Annotated in this window: 17 protein-coding genes; 12 read left to right on the top strand and 5 right to left on the bottom strand. The window is 73.1% G+C overall.

Features of this window, described 5'->3' with window-relative positions:
- Positions 1 to 139: 139 nt before the first annotated feature.
- On the bottom strand, positions 140 to 787 hold the full coding sequence (locus CDO52_RS16305) for a LuxR C-terminal-related transcriptional regulator (RefSeq protein ID WP_017617769.1): 648 nt from the start codon (positions 785 to 787) through the stop codon (positions 140 to 142).
- Positions 739 to 2,016 carry a sensor histidine kinase gene (locus CDO52_RS16300; protein WP_094932501.1) on the bottom strand — a complete coding sequence of 426 codons (1,278 nt, stop codon included), beginning with the start codon at positions 2,014 to 2,016 and terminating at the stop codon, positions 739 to 741. The genes CDO52_RS16305 and CDO52_RS16300 overlap by 49 nt, the downstream gene beginning before the upstream one ends.
- Positions 2,017 to 2,362: 346 nt before the next feature.
- Here CDO52_RS16300 and CDO52_RS16295 point away from each other — a divergent pair, with 346 nt between their 5' ends.
- The 6 genes from CDO52_RS16295 to CDO52_RS16270 all read left to right on the top strand — a co-directional run bounded on the left by CDO52_RS16295 (position 2,363) and on the right by CDO52_RS16270 (position 8,466).
- Positions 2,363 to 3,631, top strand: a complete 1,269-nt coding sequence (locus CDO52_RS16295) for an extracellular solute-binding protein (RefSeq protein WP_017617767.1) — start codon at positions 2,363 to 2,365, stop codon at positions 3,629 to 3,631.
- Positions 3,632 to 3,639: 8 nt separating this feature from the next.
- Entirely contained in the window at positions 3,640 to 4,641 is a 1,002-nt protein-coding gene (locus CDO52_RS16290) for a carbohydrate ABC transporter permease (protein WP_026125621.1), read from the top strand.
- Entirely contained in the window at positions 4,635 to 5,498 is an 864-nt protein-coding gene (locus CDO52_RS16285; protein ID WP_017617765.1) for a sugar ABC transporter permease, read from the top strand. The genes CDO52_RS16290 and CDO52_RS16285 overlap by 7 nt, the downstream gene beginning before the upstream one ends.
- Positions 5,499 to 5,554: 56 nt before the next feature.
- Entirely contained in the window at positions 5,555 to 6,568 is a 1,014-nt protein-coding gene (locus tag CDO52_RS16280; protein ID WP_017617764.1) for a LacI family DNA-binding transcriptional regulator, read from the top strand.
- A gap of 95 nt (positions 6,569 to 6,663) precedes the next feature.
- Positions 6,664 to 7,446: an SDR family oxidoreductase gene (locus CDO52_RS16275; protein ID WP_017617763.1), complete on the top strand. Its 783-nt coding sequence runs from the start codon at positions 6,664 to 6,666 to the stop codon at positions 7,444 to 7,446.
- A 273-nt stretch (positions 7,447 to 7,719) separates the two neighbouring features.
- A complete protein-coding gene (locus tag CDO52_RS16270; protein WP_232524215.1) occupies positions 7,720 to 8,466 on the top strand; it encodes an endonuclease/exonuclease/phosphatase family protein in 747 nt (248 codons plus the stop codon).
- 27 nt (positions 8,467 to 8,493) lie between these two features.
- Here CDO52_RS16270 and CDO52_RS16265 read toward each other — a convergent pair whose 3' ends face one another.
- Together CDO52_RS16265 and CDO52_RS16260 are read right to left on the bottom strand one after the other, a co-directional pair.
- Positions 8,494 to 9,465: a hypothetical protein gene (locus CDO52_RS16265; RefSeq protein WP_094932500.1), complete on the bottom strand. Its 972-nt coding sequence runs from the start codon at positions 9,463 to 9,465 to the stop codon at positions 8,494 to 8,496.
- Between the two features lie 178 nt (positions 9,466 to 9,643).
- Positions 9,644 to 10,018: a MerR family transcriptional regulator gene (locus tag CDO52_RS16260; protein ID WP_017617761.1), complete on the bottom strand. Its 375-nt coding sequence runs from the start codon at positions 10,016 to 10,018 to the stop codon at positions 9,644 to 9,646.
- A 61-nt stretch (positions 10,019 to 10,079) separates the two neighbouring features.
- On the opposite strand from CDO52_RS16260, the gene CDO52_RS27580 reads away from it, so the two are divergent.
- Positions 10,080 to 10,250: a hypothetical protein gene (locus CDO52_RS27580; RefSeq protein WP_157745604.1), complete on the top strand. Its 171-nt coding sequence runs from the start codon at positions 10,080 to 10,082 to the stop codon at positions 10,248 to 10,250.
- A gap of 134 nt (positions 10,251 to 10,384) precedes the next feature.
- On the opposite strand, the gene CDO52_RS16255 is transcribed toward CDO52_RS27580, so the two are convergent.
- Positions 10,385 to 11,146 carry an SDR family NAD(P)-dependent oxidoreductase gene (locus tag CDO52_RS16255; protein ID WP_017617759.1) on the bottom strand — a complete coding sequence of 254 codons (762 nt, stop codon included), beginning with the start codon at positions 11,144 to 11,146 and terminating at the stop codon, positions 10,385 to 10,387.
- A 1,063-nt stretch (positions 11,147 to 12,209) separates the two neighbouring features.
- Here CDO52_RS16255 and CDO52_RS16250 point away from each other — a divergent pair.
- The 5 genes from CDO52_RS16250 (at position 12,210) to def (ending at position 15,951) form a co-directional block, all read left to right on the top strand.
- Positions 12,210 to 12,860, top strand: a complete 651-nt coding sequence (locus CDO52_RS16250; RefSeq protein WP_017617758.1) for a response regulator — start codon at positions 12,210 to 12,212, stop codon at positions 12,858 to 12,860.
- Positions 12,861 to 12,862: 2 nt separating this feature from the next.
- Positions 12,863 to 13,972, top strand: coding sequence for a sensor histidine kinase (locus CDO52_RS16245; protein WP_017617757.1), 1,110 nt, complete (start codon positions 12,863 to 12,865; stop codon positions 13,970 to 13,972).
- A 168-nt stretch (positions 13,973 to 14,140) separates the two neighbouring features.
- Positions 14,141 to 14,584 (top strand): SMI1/KNR4 family protein, encoded by a 444-nt coding sequence (locus CDO52_RS16240; RefSeq protein WP_017617756.1) that lies wholly within the window; start codon positions 14,141 to 14,143, stop codon positions 14,582 to 14,584.
- 88 nt (positions 14,585 to 14,672) lie between these two features.
- Positions 14,673 to 15,086, top strand: coding sequence for a RidA family protein (locus CDO52_RS16235; protein ID WP_017617755.1), 414 nt, complete (start codon positions 14,673 to 14,675; stop codon positions 15,084 to 15,086).
- Between the two features lie 202 nt (positions 15,087 to 15,288).
- Positions 15,289 to 15,951, top strand: a complete 663-nt coding sequence (def, locus tag CDO52_RS16230) for a peptide deformylase (protein ID WP_017617754.1) — start codon at positions 15,289 to 15,291, stop codon at positions 15,949 to 15,951.
- Positions 15,952 to 15,972: the final 21 nt, after the last annotated feature.

The following is a 15,972-nucleotide window of genomic DNA, read 5'->3' as shown; positions in this document are numbered from 1 at the left end:
GCCGGATGTGGCCGCGGTTCGTTTGTGGCGCCTTGCGCGCCAGCAGCCCGTTGGTGGGCTGGCCCGGTGCCGGTGCGGACCGTCCACGCGCCGGCACCGGCGCGTGCGGGGGTGTGTGTCCCCCCGGCCGCGGGTGCGCTCAGGCGTTGTTGAGGTAGGCGAGCACGGCGAGGACGCGGCGGCTGTCGTCGTTGGAGGGCGGCAGGTCGAGCTTGGTGAAGATGTTGTTGATGTGCTTGCTGACCGCTTTTTCGGTGATGAAGAGGCGTTGGGCGATGGCGGAGTTGGAGCGGCCTTCGGCCATTTCGCTGAGGACTTCGCGTTCGCGGGGGGTGAGGGCGGCGAGGGGGCCGTCTTCGCTGTGTTTGGCCAGCAGCTGGGAGATGACGGCGGGGTCCATGGCGGTGCCGCCGGCGGCGACGCGGCGGATGGCGTCGATGAACTGGCCGATGTCGAAGACGCGGTCTTTGAGCATGTAGCCCACGGCGCCGCCGTCGTCGGAGAGGAGTTCGCGGGCGTAGAGCTGTTCGACGTGCTGGGAGAGCACGAGGATGGGCAGCCCGGGGACGTGGCGTCTGGCTTCGATGGCGGCCTGGAGTCCTTCGTCGGTGAAGGTGGGGGGCAGGCGTACGTCGACGACGCCGACGTCGGGCCGGTGCTCCAGGAGGGCTTTGAGGAGGTCTGGGCCGTTGTCGACGGCGGCGACGACCTCGAATTCGTGGGCTTGCAGCAGCCGGATCAGTCCATCGCGGAGGAGGGCGAGGTCTTCGGCGATGACAACACGCACGGGAGCTCCATTGTGACGATAGTCGGCCCGCCTGCCGGGCTGACAATGCTTATCGTGCCATCGAATGCGTCGAGTCTGCGCCGGATGCCCTGCAGTCCGGTGCCTTTGGAGAGGTCGGCGCCGCCTTTTCCGTCGTCGCCGACGAGGAGGACGAGGCGGTCGCCGCCGTGGTTGATGCGGACCCAGGCGCGGGTGGCGCCGGAGTGTTTGGCGGCGTTGGTGAGGATTTCGGCGATGGCGAAGTAGGCGGCGGATTCGACGGGGGCGGCGAGGCGGCCGGGGAGGTCGATGTCGACGTCGATGGGCAGGTGGTGGGTGACGGCCAGGGCGCGGACGGCGCCTTGGAGTCCGCGTTCGACGAGGACGGGCGGGTGGATGCCGCGGACGAGGTCGCGGAGTTCGGTGAGGGCTTGGCGGGTGCTGTCGCGGGCTTCGGCGAGGAGTTGTTGGGCGGTGTGGGGGTCCTGGGCGAGCATTTGTTCGGCCATGCCGAGGCTCATGCCGAGGGCGACGAGGCGGGCTTGGGCGCCGTCGTGGAGGTCGCGTTCGATGCGGCGGACTTCGGAGGCTTGGGCGTCGATGGTTTCGGCGCGGGAGGTGGCCAGGTGGGCGACGCGTTGGGCGAGGCGGGCTTTTTCGTTGGGGGCGAGGAGCCAGCGGTTGAGGTGGGCGTAGCCGCTGACGCTGATGGGGGTGATGACCCAGTAGACGAGGGCGAGGAGGAGGGCGGGGAGCAGGGTGATGAGGGCGCCGGCCTGGTCGTGGGGTGGGGTGAGGTTGTAGTAGCCGCTGGGGGCGTCGTTCCACAGGACGGTGCTGTAGAGGGTGAGGTGGGCGGCTTGGGCGATGAGGAGGGCGGGCAGGGCGGCGATGACGGCGCCGAAGAGGCCGTTGACGAGGAGCCAGGTGAGGTCGCGCCAGGTGGCGGGGTCGGTGAGGATGGCGCCGGCGCGGCGGCCGACGCCGGTGGGGGGCAGTGGGTCGTAGGGGGAGGGGACGGGTCCGTCGGGCAGGAAGTGGCCGAGCATGGTGCGGTGGGTGTCGGCGTGGCCGCGGATGAGGGTGGTGAGCAGGACGATGAGGGGGACGCCGACCCAGATGAGGGAGAGGACGGTGGCCAGGGCGTAGAGGACGAGGAGGATGAGCCCGGTGGCGGCGTGGGCGACGAACAGCAGTGACCAGGCCAGCAGGTTGGTGCGGCTGGCGCGCCGGTAGTCGATGCCGGCCATGTGGGGTCCTCCCGGGTGTGGCTGGGTCGTGGGTGTCCTGCCTTCATTGTGGCGGAGGGGGTGGGGCTGGCAGGGGTGGTGGCTCCCCTTTGGGGCGGGTCAGAGGGGGTGTGTGGCCGTGCGGGGGGTGGGGTGCGGTGGTGCGGTTGTGGTACTGGTGGCGGGTGGTGTGGTGGTGTTTGTGCTGGTTGGGGGTGTTTTGCGGGGGTGGCGGTGATGCCGCGCGCTTTGCAAGAGGGTTTCAGTTTTTGAAATTTCTTGCTAGCTTCTGCGCAATCCTTCCGCCACGGGGGACGGCCGGCGGCGAGGACCATCCCCCCTGACCCCCCACCCCCAAGGAGGCACCATGCGTCCGATGCCCACCGCCGCGGCCGCGCTCGGCCTGGCCCTGGCCCTGTCGGCCTGCGGCGCCAACCCCGAGGGCGCCGCGGCGCCCGGCGCGGGCTCCGGAGAGATCACCTTCTGGGACACCTCGGACGCCACCACCGAGGCCCACGTCTTCCGCGGCCTCATCGAGGATTTCGAGGCCGCCCACCCCGACATCACCGTCCACTACGAGAACGTCCCCTTCGACGACGCCCAGGAGAAGTTCAAGACCGCCGCCCAGGCCGGCACCGGCGCCCCCGACGTGATGCGCGCCGACGTGGGGTGGGTGGCCGAACTGGCCGCCCTGGGCTACCTCGCCCCCCTGGACGACACCCCGGCCCTGCAGGAGCCCGAGGACTTCCTGCCCACCCCGCTGTCCAGTACCCGCCACGCGGGCGCCACCTATGCCGTCCCCCAGGTCACCGACTCCCTGGCGCTGCTGTACAACAAGGACCTGCTGGCCCAGGCCGGACACGAGGAACCCCCCGCCACCATGGAGGAGCTCAAACAGGTCGCCCTGGACGTCAACGACACCACCGACGCCACCGGCCTGTACCTGAACGCCGCCGACGGGTTCTTCCTGCTGCCCCACTACTACGCCCACGGCGGCAACCTGCTCGACGTCGAAAAGCAGGAGATCACCGTCAACGACGCCGCCGGCGTGGCCGCCCTGGAGGAGGTCCTCGACCTCATCGACTCCGGCGCCGCCGCCGATCCCGCCCTGACCGACACCTACGCCACCATGCAGACCGCCTTCAAAGACGGCGACGTCGCCATGATCTTCAACGGCCCCTGGTCCCTGGGCGAAATCCGCTCCGGCGACGCCTTCAGCGACGAGGCCGACAACCTGGGCGTGGCCCCCCTGCCCGCCGGGCCCGAGGGCCGGGGCGGCCCCACCGGCGGCCACGACTACGCCGTGTATGCCGGATCGGGCGAGCTGGACGCCTCGTACGCGTTCATCCGGTTCATGGCCTCGGCCGACAGCCAGGCCACCATCACCAAGGAACTGGGCCTGCTGCCCACCCGCGCCTCGGTCTACGAGCGCGAGGAGGTCGCCTCCCACCCCACCGTCCGCGACTTCGAGCCCGTCATCGACACCGCCCACCCCGGCATGTGGATCCCCGAAGGCGGCACCCTCTTCCAACCCTTCACCCAGCAGCTGCCCGCCGCCGTCTCCGGGCAGGCCACCGCACAAGAGGCCCTGGACGCCGTGGCCGCCGACTACCGCGCCGCCCTGGGATGGGACTGAACCGCACCATGACCACCACCCTGCCCACCGTTCGCGGGGCGGCGAGCCCCGCACCGCCCCGCCGCCCCCGCCGCGGCGGCTCGGGCCCGCTGCGCCGCGCCCTGGCCACCCACGCCTACGCCTGGATCCTGGCCGCCCCCGTGGTGATCGTCACCACCGTCATCATCGGCATCCCCTTCGCCCGCGGCCTGTACCTGTCGCTGACCAACGCCACCGAGGCCACCGTCGGGCGCACCATCGGGATGAACGAGATCCCCGCCACCTACACCTTCGTCGGCGCCGACAACTACCTCGCCATCCTGTCGGGGGAGACCGGCGCGTTCTGGCCCCGCCTGGCCTGGACCCTGGTGTGGACCGTGGTGTGCATCGGCGCCCACTACGGGCTGGGCCTGGGCCTGGCGCTGCTGCTCAACCGGCCGCTGCGCGGGCGCGCCGCCTACCGGGTGGCCATGGTGCTGCCCTGGGCGGTGCCCCCGTTCGTCACCGCCTTCACCTGGCGGTTCCTGTTCAACCAGGACTACGGGGTGTTCAACGCCGCCCTGCGGGGTGTGGGGCTGCCCGCCGTGGCCTGGCTGAACGACCCGCTGACGGCCAAGATCGCCGTCATCTGCGTCAACGTGTGGGTGGGCGTGCCGTTCATGATGCTGGCGCTGCTCGGCGGCCTGCAGTCCATCCCCGCCGAGCACTACGAGGCCGCGCGCGTGGACGGCGCCTCGGCCTGGCAGCGGTTCGTGCACATCACCCTGCCCGGGCTGCGCCCGGTCAGCGCCCCGGTGGTGCTGCTCGGCACGATCTGGACCTTCAACCAGTTCCCGGTGATCTACCTGGTCACCGGCGGCGGGCCCGGCGACAGCACCGAACTGCTGGTCACCTACGCCTACCGCATGGCCTTCGAGGGCATCCGCGACTACAGCGGCTCGGCCGCCTACGGCATGCTCATCCTCCTGCTGCTGGTGGCCATGGCCGTGGTCTACCAGCGGGCCCTACGACGCGGAGGCACCGCATGGTAACCGCCACCCCCCGCACCCGCGCGCCGCGGCGCGTGCGCTCCCGCGCCGCCTCGGCGGCCCTGCACGCCACCCTGCTGGCCGCCGCCACCACCGCCGTGCTGCCGGTGGCCTGGGTCGTGCTCACCTCACTCAAACCCCGCGGCGCCTGGCAGTCCAGCCGCATCGAGCTGTTCCACGACCCCTCCCTGGACAACTACGCCCACGTGCTGGGCTCCACCTCGTTTCTCACCTGGTTCGCCAACTCCCTCATCGTCGCCGGCGGCACCACCGCGGTGGCCCTGATCACCGCGGCCACCACCGGCTACGCACTGAGCCGGTTCCGCTTCCCGGGGATGCGGCCGCTGCTGTGGATGCTGCTGGTGACCCAGATGTTCCCCGTGGCGATCCTCATCGTCCCGCTGTACAACGTGCTCTCGACGCTGGGCCTGATCAACAGCCACCTGGGGCTGATCCTCACCTACCTGACCATCGCCGTGCCGTTCTCCGCCTGGATGCTGCGCGGCACCTTCGACACCATCCCCGTGGAGATCGACGAGGCCGGGCGGATGGACGGGCTCAGCCCGCTGGGCACGTTCTGGCGGCTCATCCTGCCGCTGGCCCGCCCCGGCCTGGCCGTTGTCGCGTTTTATGCGTTCATCACCGCCTGGGGCGAGGTGGCCTATGCCACCGCGTTCCTCACTACGGACGCCACCTCCACTCTGGCGGTGGGCCTGGGCCAGTTCGTCGGCCAGCAGAAGGCCGAATGGGGCATGCTCAGCGCGGCCTCCGTCCTCATCGCCGCGCCGGCCGCCGCGGTGTTCCTGGCCGTCCAGCGCCACCTGGTGGCCGGGCTGAGCGCTGGAAGCACCAAGTCGTGACCGATTGCGCCGCGCACCCCGCGCCCCGGGGGCGATCTCGGTAAGGTGCTGGCCTGATGAGCGCCACACTCACCGAGATCGCCGCCCAGGCCGGGGTCAGCGTCGCCACCGTCAGCCGCGTCCTCAACGGCCGGCCCGGCGTGTCGGCCCACAAGCAGCAGGCCGTGCTCACCGCGCTGGACGTGTGCGGATACGAGCGGCCCGGCCGGCTGCGGACGGGCAAGGCGGGGCTGATCGGGCTCATCGTGCCCGAACTGTCCAACCCGATCTTCCCCACCTTCGCCCAGTTCCTCGAATCCGGGCTCATCTCGCACGGGTACTCCAGCGTGCTGTGCACCCAGCAGCCCGGCGGCATCGCCGAGGACGACTACACCGAGCTGCTGCTGGAGCGCGGCGTGGCCGGGATCGTGTTCGTCTGCGGCCTGCACGCCGACGTGCGCGCCGACACCGAGCGCTACCAGCGGCTGCTGCGCCGCCGCCTGCCCATCGTGCTCATCAACGGCCACCGCGACGGCCTGGAGGCCCCCCTGGTGTCCACCGACGACGAGGCGGCCGTGCAGCTGGCCGTGCGCCACCTGGCCAGCCTGGGCCACCACCGCATCGGGCTGGCGCTGGGCCAGGAGCGCTACCTGCCCTCGATCGGCAAGAAAGCCGGATACCTGGCCGCCATGACCGAGATGTTGGGCCCCGGGGCGGTGCGCGCCGCCTGGATCCGCCACACCCTGTTCACCGTCGAAGGCGGGCACGCCGCCGCCCTGCGGCTGCTCGACGACGGGTGCACCGCGATCTGCTGCGGCAGCGACACCATGGCCATCGGCGCCATCCGCGCCGCCAAAGAACGCGGACTGGACATCCCCGGCGACGTGTCGGTCGTCGGCTATGACGACTCGGCCCTCATGGCCTACATCGACCCGCCCCTGACCACCGTGCGCCAGCCCGTGCGCGCCATGAGCCAGGCCGCCGTCACCTCCCTCATGGACGGCATCAACGGCGCCGAGGCCGCCCCGCGGCGGCTGTGCTTCCACCCCGAACTCGTCGTGCGCTCCAGCACCGGCCCCGCCCCACGGTGAGCCCGCAGGCCGGACGGGGCCCGCACCCCCGCCGGCGCGCCCCCGATAGGATGTCGGCCCACCAGCAGCGACACCACCCCCTGGGGAGCGCACCCATGGTCCCGACCCACCGCGCCCGCGCCGCGTCCGGCCCGCGGCGCGTGGCCGTGGTCACCGGCGCCGGCGGCGGCATCGGACGCGCCGTGGCGCTGCGCCTGGCCGCCGACGGCTACGCCGTCGTCCTGGCCGGGCGCCGCCTGTCCCGCCTGGAGGAGACCGCCCAGCAGGCCGGAGACGAGGCCGCTGTGCTGCCGGTGGCCACCGACGTGGCCGACCCCGATGCCGTGCGCGCCCTGTTCGCCCAGGTGCAAGACTCCTACGGGCGGTGTGACCTGCTGTTCAACAACGCCGGTGCCATGCCGGTCCCGGCGCCCGCCCACGAGGTCAGCGACGCGGCCTGGCGCCAGGCGGTCGACGTCAACCTCACCGGCGCCTTCTGGTGCGCACGCGCCGCCTTCGCCCTGATGAAGGACCAGGACCCCCAGGGCGGGCGCATCATCAACAACGGGTCCGTCTCCGCCCACGCGCCGCGCCCCCACTCGGTGGCCTACACCGCCACCAAGCACGCCGTGACCGGGCTGACCAAGGCGCTGAGCCTGGACCGGCGCCCCTACAACATCGCCTGCGGGCAGATCGACATCGGCAACGCGGCCACCGACCTGACCGCCACCATCGCCCAGGGCACCCTGCAGGCCGACGGCACCCGCGCCCCGGAGCCCACGTTCGACGTCGCCCACGTCGCCGACACCGTGGCGACCATGGCCGCCCTGCCGCTGGAGGCCAACATCCCCTTCCTCACCCTCACCGCCACCACCATGCCCTACCTCGGCCGCGGCTGACGCGGGTCTGGTGGCCCGCGGGGCGGTTCTCATTCCGCTCTTAGAATCACCGGCCAGTGTGGCCGGTATGGACACCACCACCCGCCCGGCCCCGCCCCCGCATCGGGGCGGCGCGGCCATCGGCGGCCACCGGCCCGCGGGCGCAGTTTCGGGCGGGCCGTCGGCGCCGCCGCCCTGGCCGCGGCCGCGCTGCTGATCGGCCACCGGCTGGTCCCTGAGCCGATCGGCACCTTCCTGGACACCGGCCTGCCCTGGCTGGGCGCCCCCATCGCCGTGCTGGCCGCCCTGGCCGCGGCGGCGCGCTCCGCAGCGGGCACCACGGCGGCCGTGGTCGCGCTCGCCTCCTGGGCGGCGGTGTTCGGGCCGGCGTTTGTGGCCGGAGGCGCCCCCGCCGCCCCCGCCGACCTCCGGGTGGCCTCGGTGAACCTGCGCGCCGACAACCCCGACCCGTGCACCGCCCTGCGCTCCCTGGCCGCGCAGGGCGCCGACCTCATCGCCGCCCAGGAGATGACCGGGGCGGCCAGCACGTGTCCCACCGGCCTGGAGTACCGCACCGCGGCCGGCACCGTGGGGCTGTGGAGCCGCTTCCCCCTGAGCCTCAGCGGCCCCGTCGATGTGGGGATCGGGTGGAAGCGGGCGCTGCGCGCCGAGGTCGCCACCCCCCAGGGGCCGGTCACGGTCTATGCCGCGCACCTGGCCTCCATCCGGCCCGGGCACAGTGCCCGCCGCAACGCCTCCCTGGCCCGGCTGGCCCGGGCCGCCACCGCCAGCCGCGCCGAGCGTGTCCTGGTGTTGGGCGACCTGAACACCGCCGGAACCGACCGGCGGATGGATGCCTTCGACGGTTTCACCGACGCCCAGCAGCAGGCGGGCAGCGGGCTGGGGTTCACCTGGCCCGCCGCGGTGCCGCTGGTGCGGCTCGACCACGCGCTGGGCCGCGGCCTGCGGGCGGTCGAGGCGGGGGTGCGGGAGGTTCCCGGCAGCGACCACCGCGCCGTCACCGCCTCCTACACGCTGTAACCCGCTGCCCCGGTGGCCGGGTCGGCGTCAGGGCCAGCGGACGTCGGTGGCGTTGGGCAGGGCGGAGACACGCGTCTCGGGGTGGGCGTTGAGCTCGTCGCGCAGCTGGGTCCAGGCCGCCTTGGCGGTGTTGTCCGTCGTGGCGCACCCGCTGCGCTGCTGGCAGGCCACGTACTGCGACAGCGACCCGGCGAACCGCACCGTGCCCGACCCCCGCTTGGCCCCCCACGAGCTGATGTGTGCCCACTGGCGCGCCTGGATCCCGTCGGTCCGGTAGATCTGCGGGATCGCGCGGATCGTCGGTGCGGCCCCGGCCGCCACGAAATACACGTCAGGCACCGTCCAGCCGTTGTTGCACCGCACTGATGCCGCCCCATAGGTGGGGCATCCCCCGGCGGCACCGGCCGCGTACAGGGTGCGGGAGGTGGCCGAGGTGAACGCGCGCACCCACCCGCGCCCCCAGCCGGGCGAGGACCAGCCGGGTTCGGCGTCCACAGCACCGGCGATGCTGACGGCGGGGTTCTCGGCCGCCGATGCGGCCTGCTGGACGATGCGCGCCCAGGCCCGGCCGGCACCGGCGCCGCCCACGCCGCCGTCGTCCTTGTTGTTGACACCCAGGGCCAGGGTGGCGGTGGCGCCGCGGGCGCGGCAGGAGGAGAACCCCCGCGCCCAGGCCGCGGCGGCATCGATGGCGCGGCTGGCGGGCACACGGGTGGCGGAGTTGCCGGCGGTCGTGCCGGGCGGGCGGAGTCGCCCACCGGATTCCTGGGTGCCGAAGAAGAGGATGCGCACCCCGCTGCGCCCAGTGGTGCCCGCGGTGCATCCGTCGCTGCGGGCCCGGTCGGTGTCGGCGGAGCCGCCGGACAGCGGCACGTAGCGGCTCACGGTGTGGCCGGGGTAGGCGGGGGCGGCGGCCGTTCCCAGCGAGAGGAGGGCCACGGTCGCGGTGGCGGCGGCCAGCCAGGCGAGGCTGGGGCGAGCGGACGGGACGGCGGACATCGGCTTCCCTCTCCAACGGCACTGGTGGTGGATCGAAGGCAGAGGACGGGTGACGCTCCCATTAAGCCCCAGGTGGAGGGCTCGAGGAGGGGAAGCGGCGTGTCTCGGCGGTTCTCCGACAAGCCCGGGTGAATCCACCCGATCCCGGCCGACCCAGCCACCCACCGGGCCGAGGGCCTCAGCGTGAATGCCGGGGCCGCGACGCCGCTTCGGCCTCGCGCAACACCTCAGCCAGACGGTCGCGGACCCGCGTCTGGGCGGCGATGCGCTCCTCCAACACACGCAGCCGGGCGCGGGCCACCGCCAGCTTGGCCGGGGCGGGCGGCGCCGCGGAGACATCGCCGTCCAGGCACTCCAGGAAGTGCCCGACATCGTCCAGGGTGAGCCCCGCTGCGACGAGGAAGGAGATGTTGCGGACCCGCCGTAGGGCACGCGCGTCGAAGACCCGGTAGCCGTTGTGCGCGCGGGTGCTGGTGATCAGCCCGGCCTGCTCGTAGTGGCGCACGGCCCGCGTCGATACCCCCGCCGCGTGGGCCAGCTCCCCGATGCGCAATCCCGGCCTCCTTGTCGATCTCCCGCCCGGCCCCATTGTCACCGGTACCGGGTGCCCCCGCGTGCACGCCCCAGGCGCCGGCACGACACGGCGGCCCGCACTGCGCGCCGAGCCGCACCAGGGGGTGAGCTGGACAGGGTGGAGCTGGGGGCTGCTGGTGGACCTGCTGGAGGAGGTTGGGCTGTCGGCGCTGCCCCAGGTGGACCGGGGGTGGCGCGAGCACACCTCCTAGACCGTCGTCGAGCTGGGGTGATGGCCGCGCAGATCCAGCACACCGCCCGGCTGCGCCTGAAGCGGGCCGGGTGGGCCAGTGGTGCGGGGGCGCGCGGCCGCAGTCACCGAGCGTCCTGCGGGGCGCCGGGCTGCTCAGCCCACGACCGCGCCCCCGTCCACGGGCAGCACCACACCGGTGACGAACGACGCCTGGGGGCCGATCAGCGCGCACAGCGCCCAGGCGACCTCCTCGGGGCGGCCGTGGCGACCCATCGGGGTGGCGGCGATCTGCCAGGCGCGGATCTCCTCGCGGCGCTGGGGCGACAGGCCGTTGTTCGCGCCGATGGGGGTGTCGATGGCGCCGGGTGCCACCGCGACCACGCGCACGCCGCGCGGCGCCACCTCCACCGCCCAACTGCGGGTGACCGCCTCCAGGGCCGCCTTGGAGGCGGCATACAGGCCGCTGCCCGCCCAGCCGCGCTGCCCTACCGCGGTGGAGACGTTGGCGACAACCCCGCCCGTGGCCTCCAGGTCGCCCAGGACCGCCTGAGCCAGCAGCATCGGCGAGATCAGGTTGGTGTCGAACAGGCGGACGGCTTCGGGGCGGGTGATGGTGCCCACTGGGCCGCCGCCGAGGATGGCGGCGTTGTTGACCAGGGCGTCGATGCGCCCCAGCCGGGTGCGGGCGGCCTGGGCGATGGCGTCGGGGGCGTCAGGGGCGGTGATGTCGGCCGGGAGGCAGACGATGCCGGGGTGGTTGTGGGCGGTGGCCTGAAGCGCGTCGTGTCGTCGGCCCACGGCCAGGACGCGGGCGCCCTGGTCGGCGGCGGCGCGTGCGGTGGCGCGGCCGATTCCTGATCCCGCGCCGGTGACGATGACGGTGGTGTCCTGCAGCTGGGTGGTGGACGTGTTCATGGGCGCAGTCGACAACGTTGACGCCAACGTCAGGGTCAAACCGGCCGGAGCGCGGCCGTGAGCGGGTGGCGAGGACACGGGCCGTCTGACGCGAACGGGCCCCGCAGCTGTGTGTGCTGCGGGGCCCGTTGCTGAAATTGCGGGGTCGGTACGGCGGTCGCCTCACGGCGTAGGGCACAACGCGGCTCCGAAGGCCGCCCGCCCACCGGGGTGGGACGGGCGCGGTATTCCGCGAAGGCAATGAATGGAGCCCGGGGGACACTTATTGACCGCACCGACCCGCACCCCCTCTAACAGGGGGTATCCCGATGATATTCCACCGGCCGGGGATATTTGTGCGGGGCCCGCCGCCCCCGTGGGCGGGCCCCGCCGGATCCCGCCTGCAGGCGGCGGGGAGGGGAGAGTGGGCGAGGCGCGCCCCGGGGGGCGGGTGGCCCGGACCCGCCGTCGCGGGCCACCCGCGCTGGTGCCCTCAAACGCCAGGGCACCAGGACATTGCGGCGCCAGGGCCGCAGAACGTGGGGACCGTGGGCATCGCCACAGTCCGGCGGGTCGTGCGCAGCGGGGTGGGATTCGGGGCGGGGCGGGGCCGGGATCCGCCGGCCCCGCCCGGGTGGTGGGCGCGGTCGCGCCCACCACCCGCAGGTCCCGCGCTTGTGTGTCGAGCGCGGAGCAGGGCAGGGAGCGGCGGAGTCCCCGCTGCCTCCCCCTGCCCCGTGGTGGAAGGTCGGCCCTATCCGTCCTAGGGCCGGTCTGCCACCACGCCACCCGCCCCGGTGGGGTGCCGCCGCCTGCGGCCGTGCGGGGTCCGCTGGAAGGGGAGCGGCGGACCCGCTGGGCGCCGGCCGCGCCGTGGGGCCGCGGCCCGGCGGCGTGCGGGGGAGAAGATCACATGCGTGATCATTTCCTTCGTCTCAGCCGCGCGCACCCGCTGAGCGTCGGTCGCACCCCCGCCGAGTGGCTGGATCGCCCTCCTCCTCGCGGAGGAGACAGCGCGGTGTGCGTGCCTTTAGAGTCGTTGCGCGCACCGCCCAGATGTTGCCTGCTCAGTAAAGGTGGACCAGTGATCCGCGTGGTGATCGTCGATGACGAGACCCTGATCCAGACGGGGCTGTCCATGATCCTGCGGTCAGGTGGGGACATCGAGGTGGTGGGGACCGGGGACGGGGTGCAGGCGGTCGGGCTCATCGAACGCACCCGCCCCGACGTCGTCCTGCTGGACATCCGCATGCCCAAAGTTGATGGGCTGAGTGTGCTGCGGCGCCTGCGCGCGCAGGCCGACCCGCCGGTGGTGGCGATGCTCACGACGTTCGACACCGACGAGTTCATCACGCGTGCGCTGCGGTCGGGCGCGGCCGGCTACCTCCTCAAGGACACCGACCCCGAGCAGCTGGTGCAGGCGGTGCGGCTGCTGGCCAGCGGCGGGACCACGTTCTCCGCGGCGGTGACCCACCGCATGGTCGACGCCCGCGCCGAGGCCGAGCGCCCGCTGCCGGCGTGGGTCGAGGGGTTGACCGCGCGTGAGCGCGACGTGCTGGGGCTGCTGGCCGAAGGGTGCTCCAACGCCGAGATCGCCGAGCGCCTCCACCTGGGGCTGGGCACGGTCAAGGACCACGTGAGTGTGCTGCTGGACAAGCTGGACGCCGCCAACCGGGTGCAGGCCGCCGTCATCGCGCACCGCGCCGGGCCGGTGGAGATGTGGGGTCGCGGGTGAGGATGCCCACGTGGGCGGCGCTGGGGCTGCCGGTGGTCGTGGCGGTGGTGGAGTCGCTGCTGCTGGTGGGCAGCGAGGGCCCGGTGCAGCTGGGCACCGCCCTGTTCGCGGCCGCGGTGCTTCCGCTGCGGCGCCGCTGGCCCTGGCCGGTTCTGCTGGCGACCCTTCCGGCGCTGTGGATCCCCTACCTGTGGTCGGCGTCCATCGTCGCGCTGTACACGGTGGCGCGCTATGACCGGCGCCGCTGGGCGGTGGCCGCGGGGATGGTGCTGGTCATCATCTTCGACATGGTGCCCTACCCCCTCAGCGAGATGCGGGAGTTCCTGGGCGGGGCCGATGTGTCGGAGGTGGTGCTGATCGCCGGGTACTCGGTGCTGACCGGGCTGGCCCCGGCCGCGCTGGGGCTGCTGGTGCGCACCCGCTCCGAGCTGGAGGAGCGGTTGTGCGAGCTGCAGCGCAGCCAGGCCAGTGAGCGCGAGCTCATGGCGGAGAAGGTGCTGGCCACCGAGCGTGCCCGGCTCGCCCGCGAGATGCATGACGTCGTCGCCCACCAGGTCAGTCTGATCAGCGTGCAGGCCGGGGCGTTGCAGGTCGCCGCGCACGACGCGGAGGTCACCGAGGCCGCCGCGGAGATCCGGCGGCGCAGTGTGGCCACGCTGGGCGAGCTGCGGCACATGGTCGCGGTCCTGCGCGCCTCGGGGGCGGGCTCCACGGGGTTGGCGCCCCAGCCGACCCTGGCCGACCTGCCCCGCCTCATCGCGGAGGCTGGGCCGCACATCACCGCCGACCTTTCGGTGCCCGACGAGGAGGGGCCGGCCTGGCCCGAGCCGCTGCAGCGGGCCGCGTTCCGCATCGTGCAGGAGGCGTTGACGAACGCGGGCAAGCACGCGCCGGGCGCGCCGGTGCGGGTGCGGTTGGGGGAGGACGAGGCCCGGTTGCGCATCGACGTCGACAACGACGCGCCCACGGCGCCGCCGCTGGAGCTGCCCTCCGGCGGGCACGGGCTGGCGGGGCTGCGGGAGCGGGCGCTGAGTCTGGGTGGCACCCTGCGGGCGGGCCCGACGCCGGGTGGGGGCTACCGGCTCACCGCGCAGCTGCCGCTGCGCCCGTGAGGACCGTCGCGCGCACGGCGCCGCGGGGTGGGGGCGGGAGGATTGGGGCGGCTGCGGCGCCTGGGGCACTGGGCGCGCATATCGCCCACGGGTGCCGATGTGGTGAATTCCCGGTCGGATTCTGTCGACTCGCGGCCGTCGGTTTCTCGTGCCTTGCCACGACCTGTGATGATTCCCTATGTGTGGCGTGAACTGATCGTGGAACTGTACCCCGAGGCGGAGTTGCCCGGACCGGCCGATGAGGCGATGCTGGCCGAGGTGGAGAAGGCGCTGGTGCTGCCGATGCCCTTCGAGCTGGGATCCCTGCTACGCGAATGCGACGGGGTGTACAACGCCTACGGCGACGCGATCGTGTGGCCGGTGGAGCGGCTGATCGAGGACAACCTCGCCATGCGCGCCGAACCCGACTACCTGGAGCTGTACGCGCCGTTCGACGAGATGATCTTCTTCGGCGACAGCGACATGGGCCCGCAGTTCGCCTACGTGCACACCGACTACGGGCCGGGCATCGTCGTGTGGGACCACGAGACCGACCGGCGGCGGCTGGCCGTGGTGTCGCTGCGCGACTACCTGGTGCGCTGCTTGACCCAGGGCAACGGCTGGCACCGGTAGCGGCGGGGCGGCCCCGCGCGGGCCGTGGAGTCCGCCGCGGGGCGCGCAGCGGAAAAATACCTCGCCCCGCCCCGCGGGGGCCTCTAGCATGCGCGGCGTGAATCACCGCATCGAACTCATCCGCAACGACCGCCTCACCGACACCGTCGACTACGCCTATGCCGCGGCCGTGCACGCCCCGCCGCGCACCATCTTCACCGCGGGCGCCTGCCCGCTGGACGCCGCGGGGGCCACCGTGGGCGTCGGCGACTACGCCGCCCAGGCCGACCAGGCGATGCGCAACCTCACCACCGCCCTGCAGGGCGCGGGCGCCCAGCTCGCCGATGTCGTCAAGACCACGGTGTATGTGGCCTCCGGCGAGCAGGCCGACCTGGTGGCGGCCTGGGACGTCGTGCGCGCGCACTTCGGGGAGCACGACGTCCCCGGCACCCTGCTGGGTGTGGCCGTCCTGGGCTACGACGACCAGCTCGTGGAGGTCGAGGCGGTGGCGGTGGCCCCCTGAGCGCTTCCCCGCCCGGCCGGTTGCCGGTTGTGGCCCGGCCGGGGCGGCCGGGCGGGGACAATAGTGGGCAGAGGGCGGGGGCGCGTGCCGCCGGGTGGCGCACATGACCGGCCCAATCTGTACATTCGTGCTATTTTGCGAAGGTCGTGCCGCCGCAGGGGCGCGCCGAGAACCGTCCGGGACCGGAAAGAGCAGATCAGGCATGTCGGAGCAGTCCATCGACACGCGGGTGCGCGTGCAAGGCGAACCGGTCGACTCCTATCCCGAGACGGCGCCCGAAGCCGCCCGGGGCAAGGTGCTGCGGATCACCGTCGTCGGCGACGACGTGCTGCACCGGCGCAACCGGGACGTCGACCCCGCCCAGTTCGGCACCCCGGAGCTCGCGGCGCTCATCGACGACATGTTCCGCACCATGTACGTGGCCGAGGGGGTGGGCCTGGCCGGCAACCAGGTCGGCGAGGACCTGCGGATCTTCGTCTACGACTGCCCCGATGACGACGGGGTGCGCCACGTCGGCCACGTCATCAACCCCGTGCTCGACGAGCGCGACCCCGACCAGACCCCGCTGGTGGTGGAGAACGAGGGCTGCCTGTCGGTGCCCGGCCCGCACGCCGAGCTGCCCCGCGCCGAGCACGCGGTGGTGCGCGGCTTCGACAAGGACGGCCGCCCCCTGGTGGTGGAGGGCACCGGCTACTTCGCCCGGTGCCTGCAGCACGAGACCGACCACACCTACGGCCGCCTCTACATCGACCGTCTGGCCGCACGCGCCCGCAAGAAGGTGCTCAAGCAGATGAACGAGATGGCCAACGACGTCTTCGCGCGGCGCGAAGCCAACGCCGCCCAGCTCACCGACTCCTCCTCCTGACCCCCGGCCGCCCGCCCCGGC

It is taken from the genome of Nocardiopsis gilva YIM 90087 (assembly GCF_002263495.1).
Lineage (GTDB): Bacteria > Actinomycetota > Actinomycetes > Streptosporangiales > Streptosporangiaceae > Nocardiopsis_C > Nocardiopsis_C gilva.
This window is presented reverse-complemented; position numbering and strand designations above follow the sequence as displayed.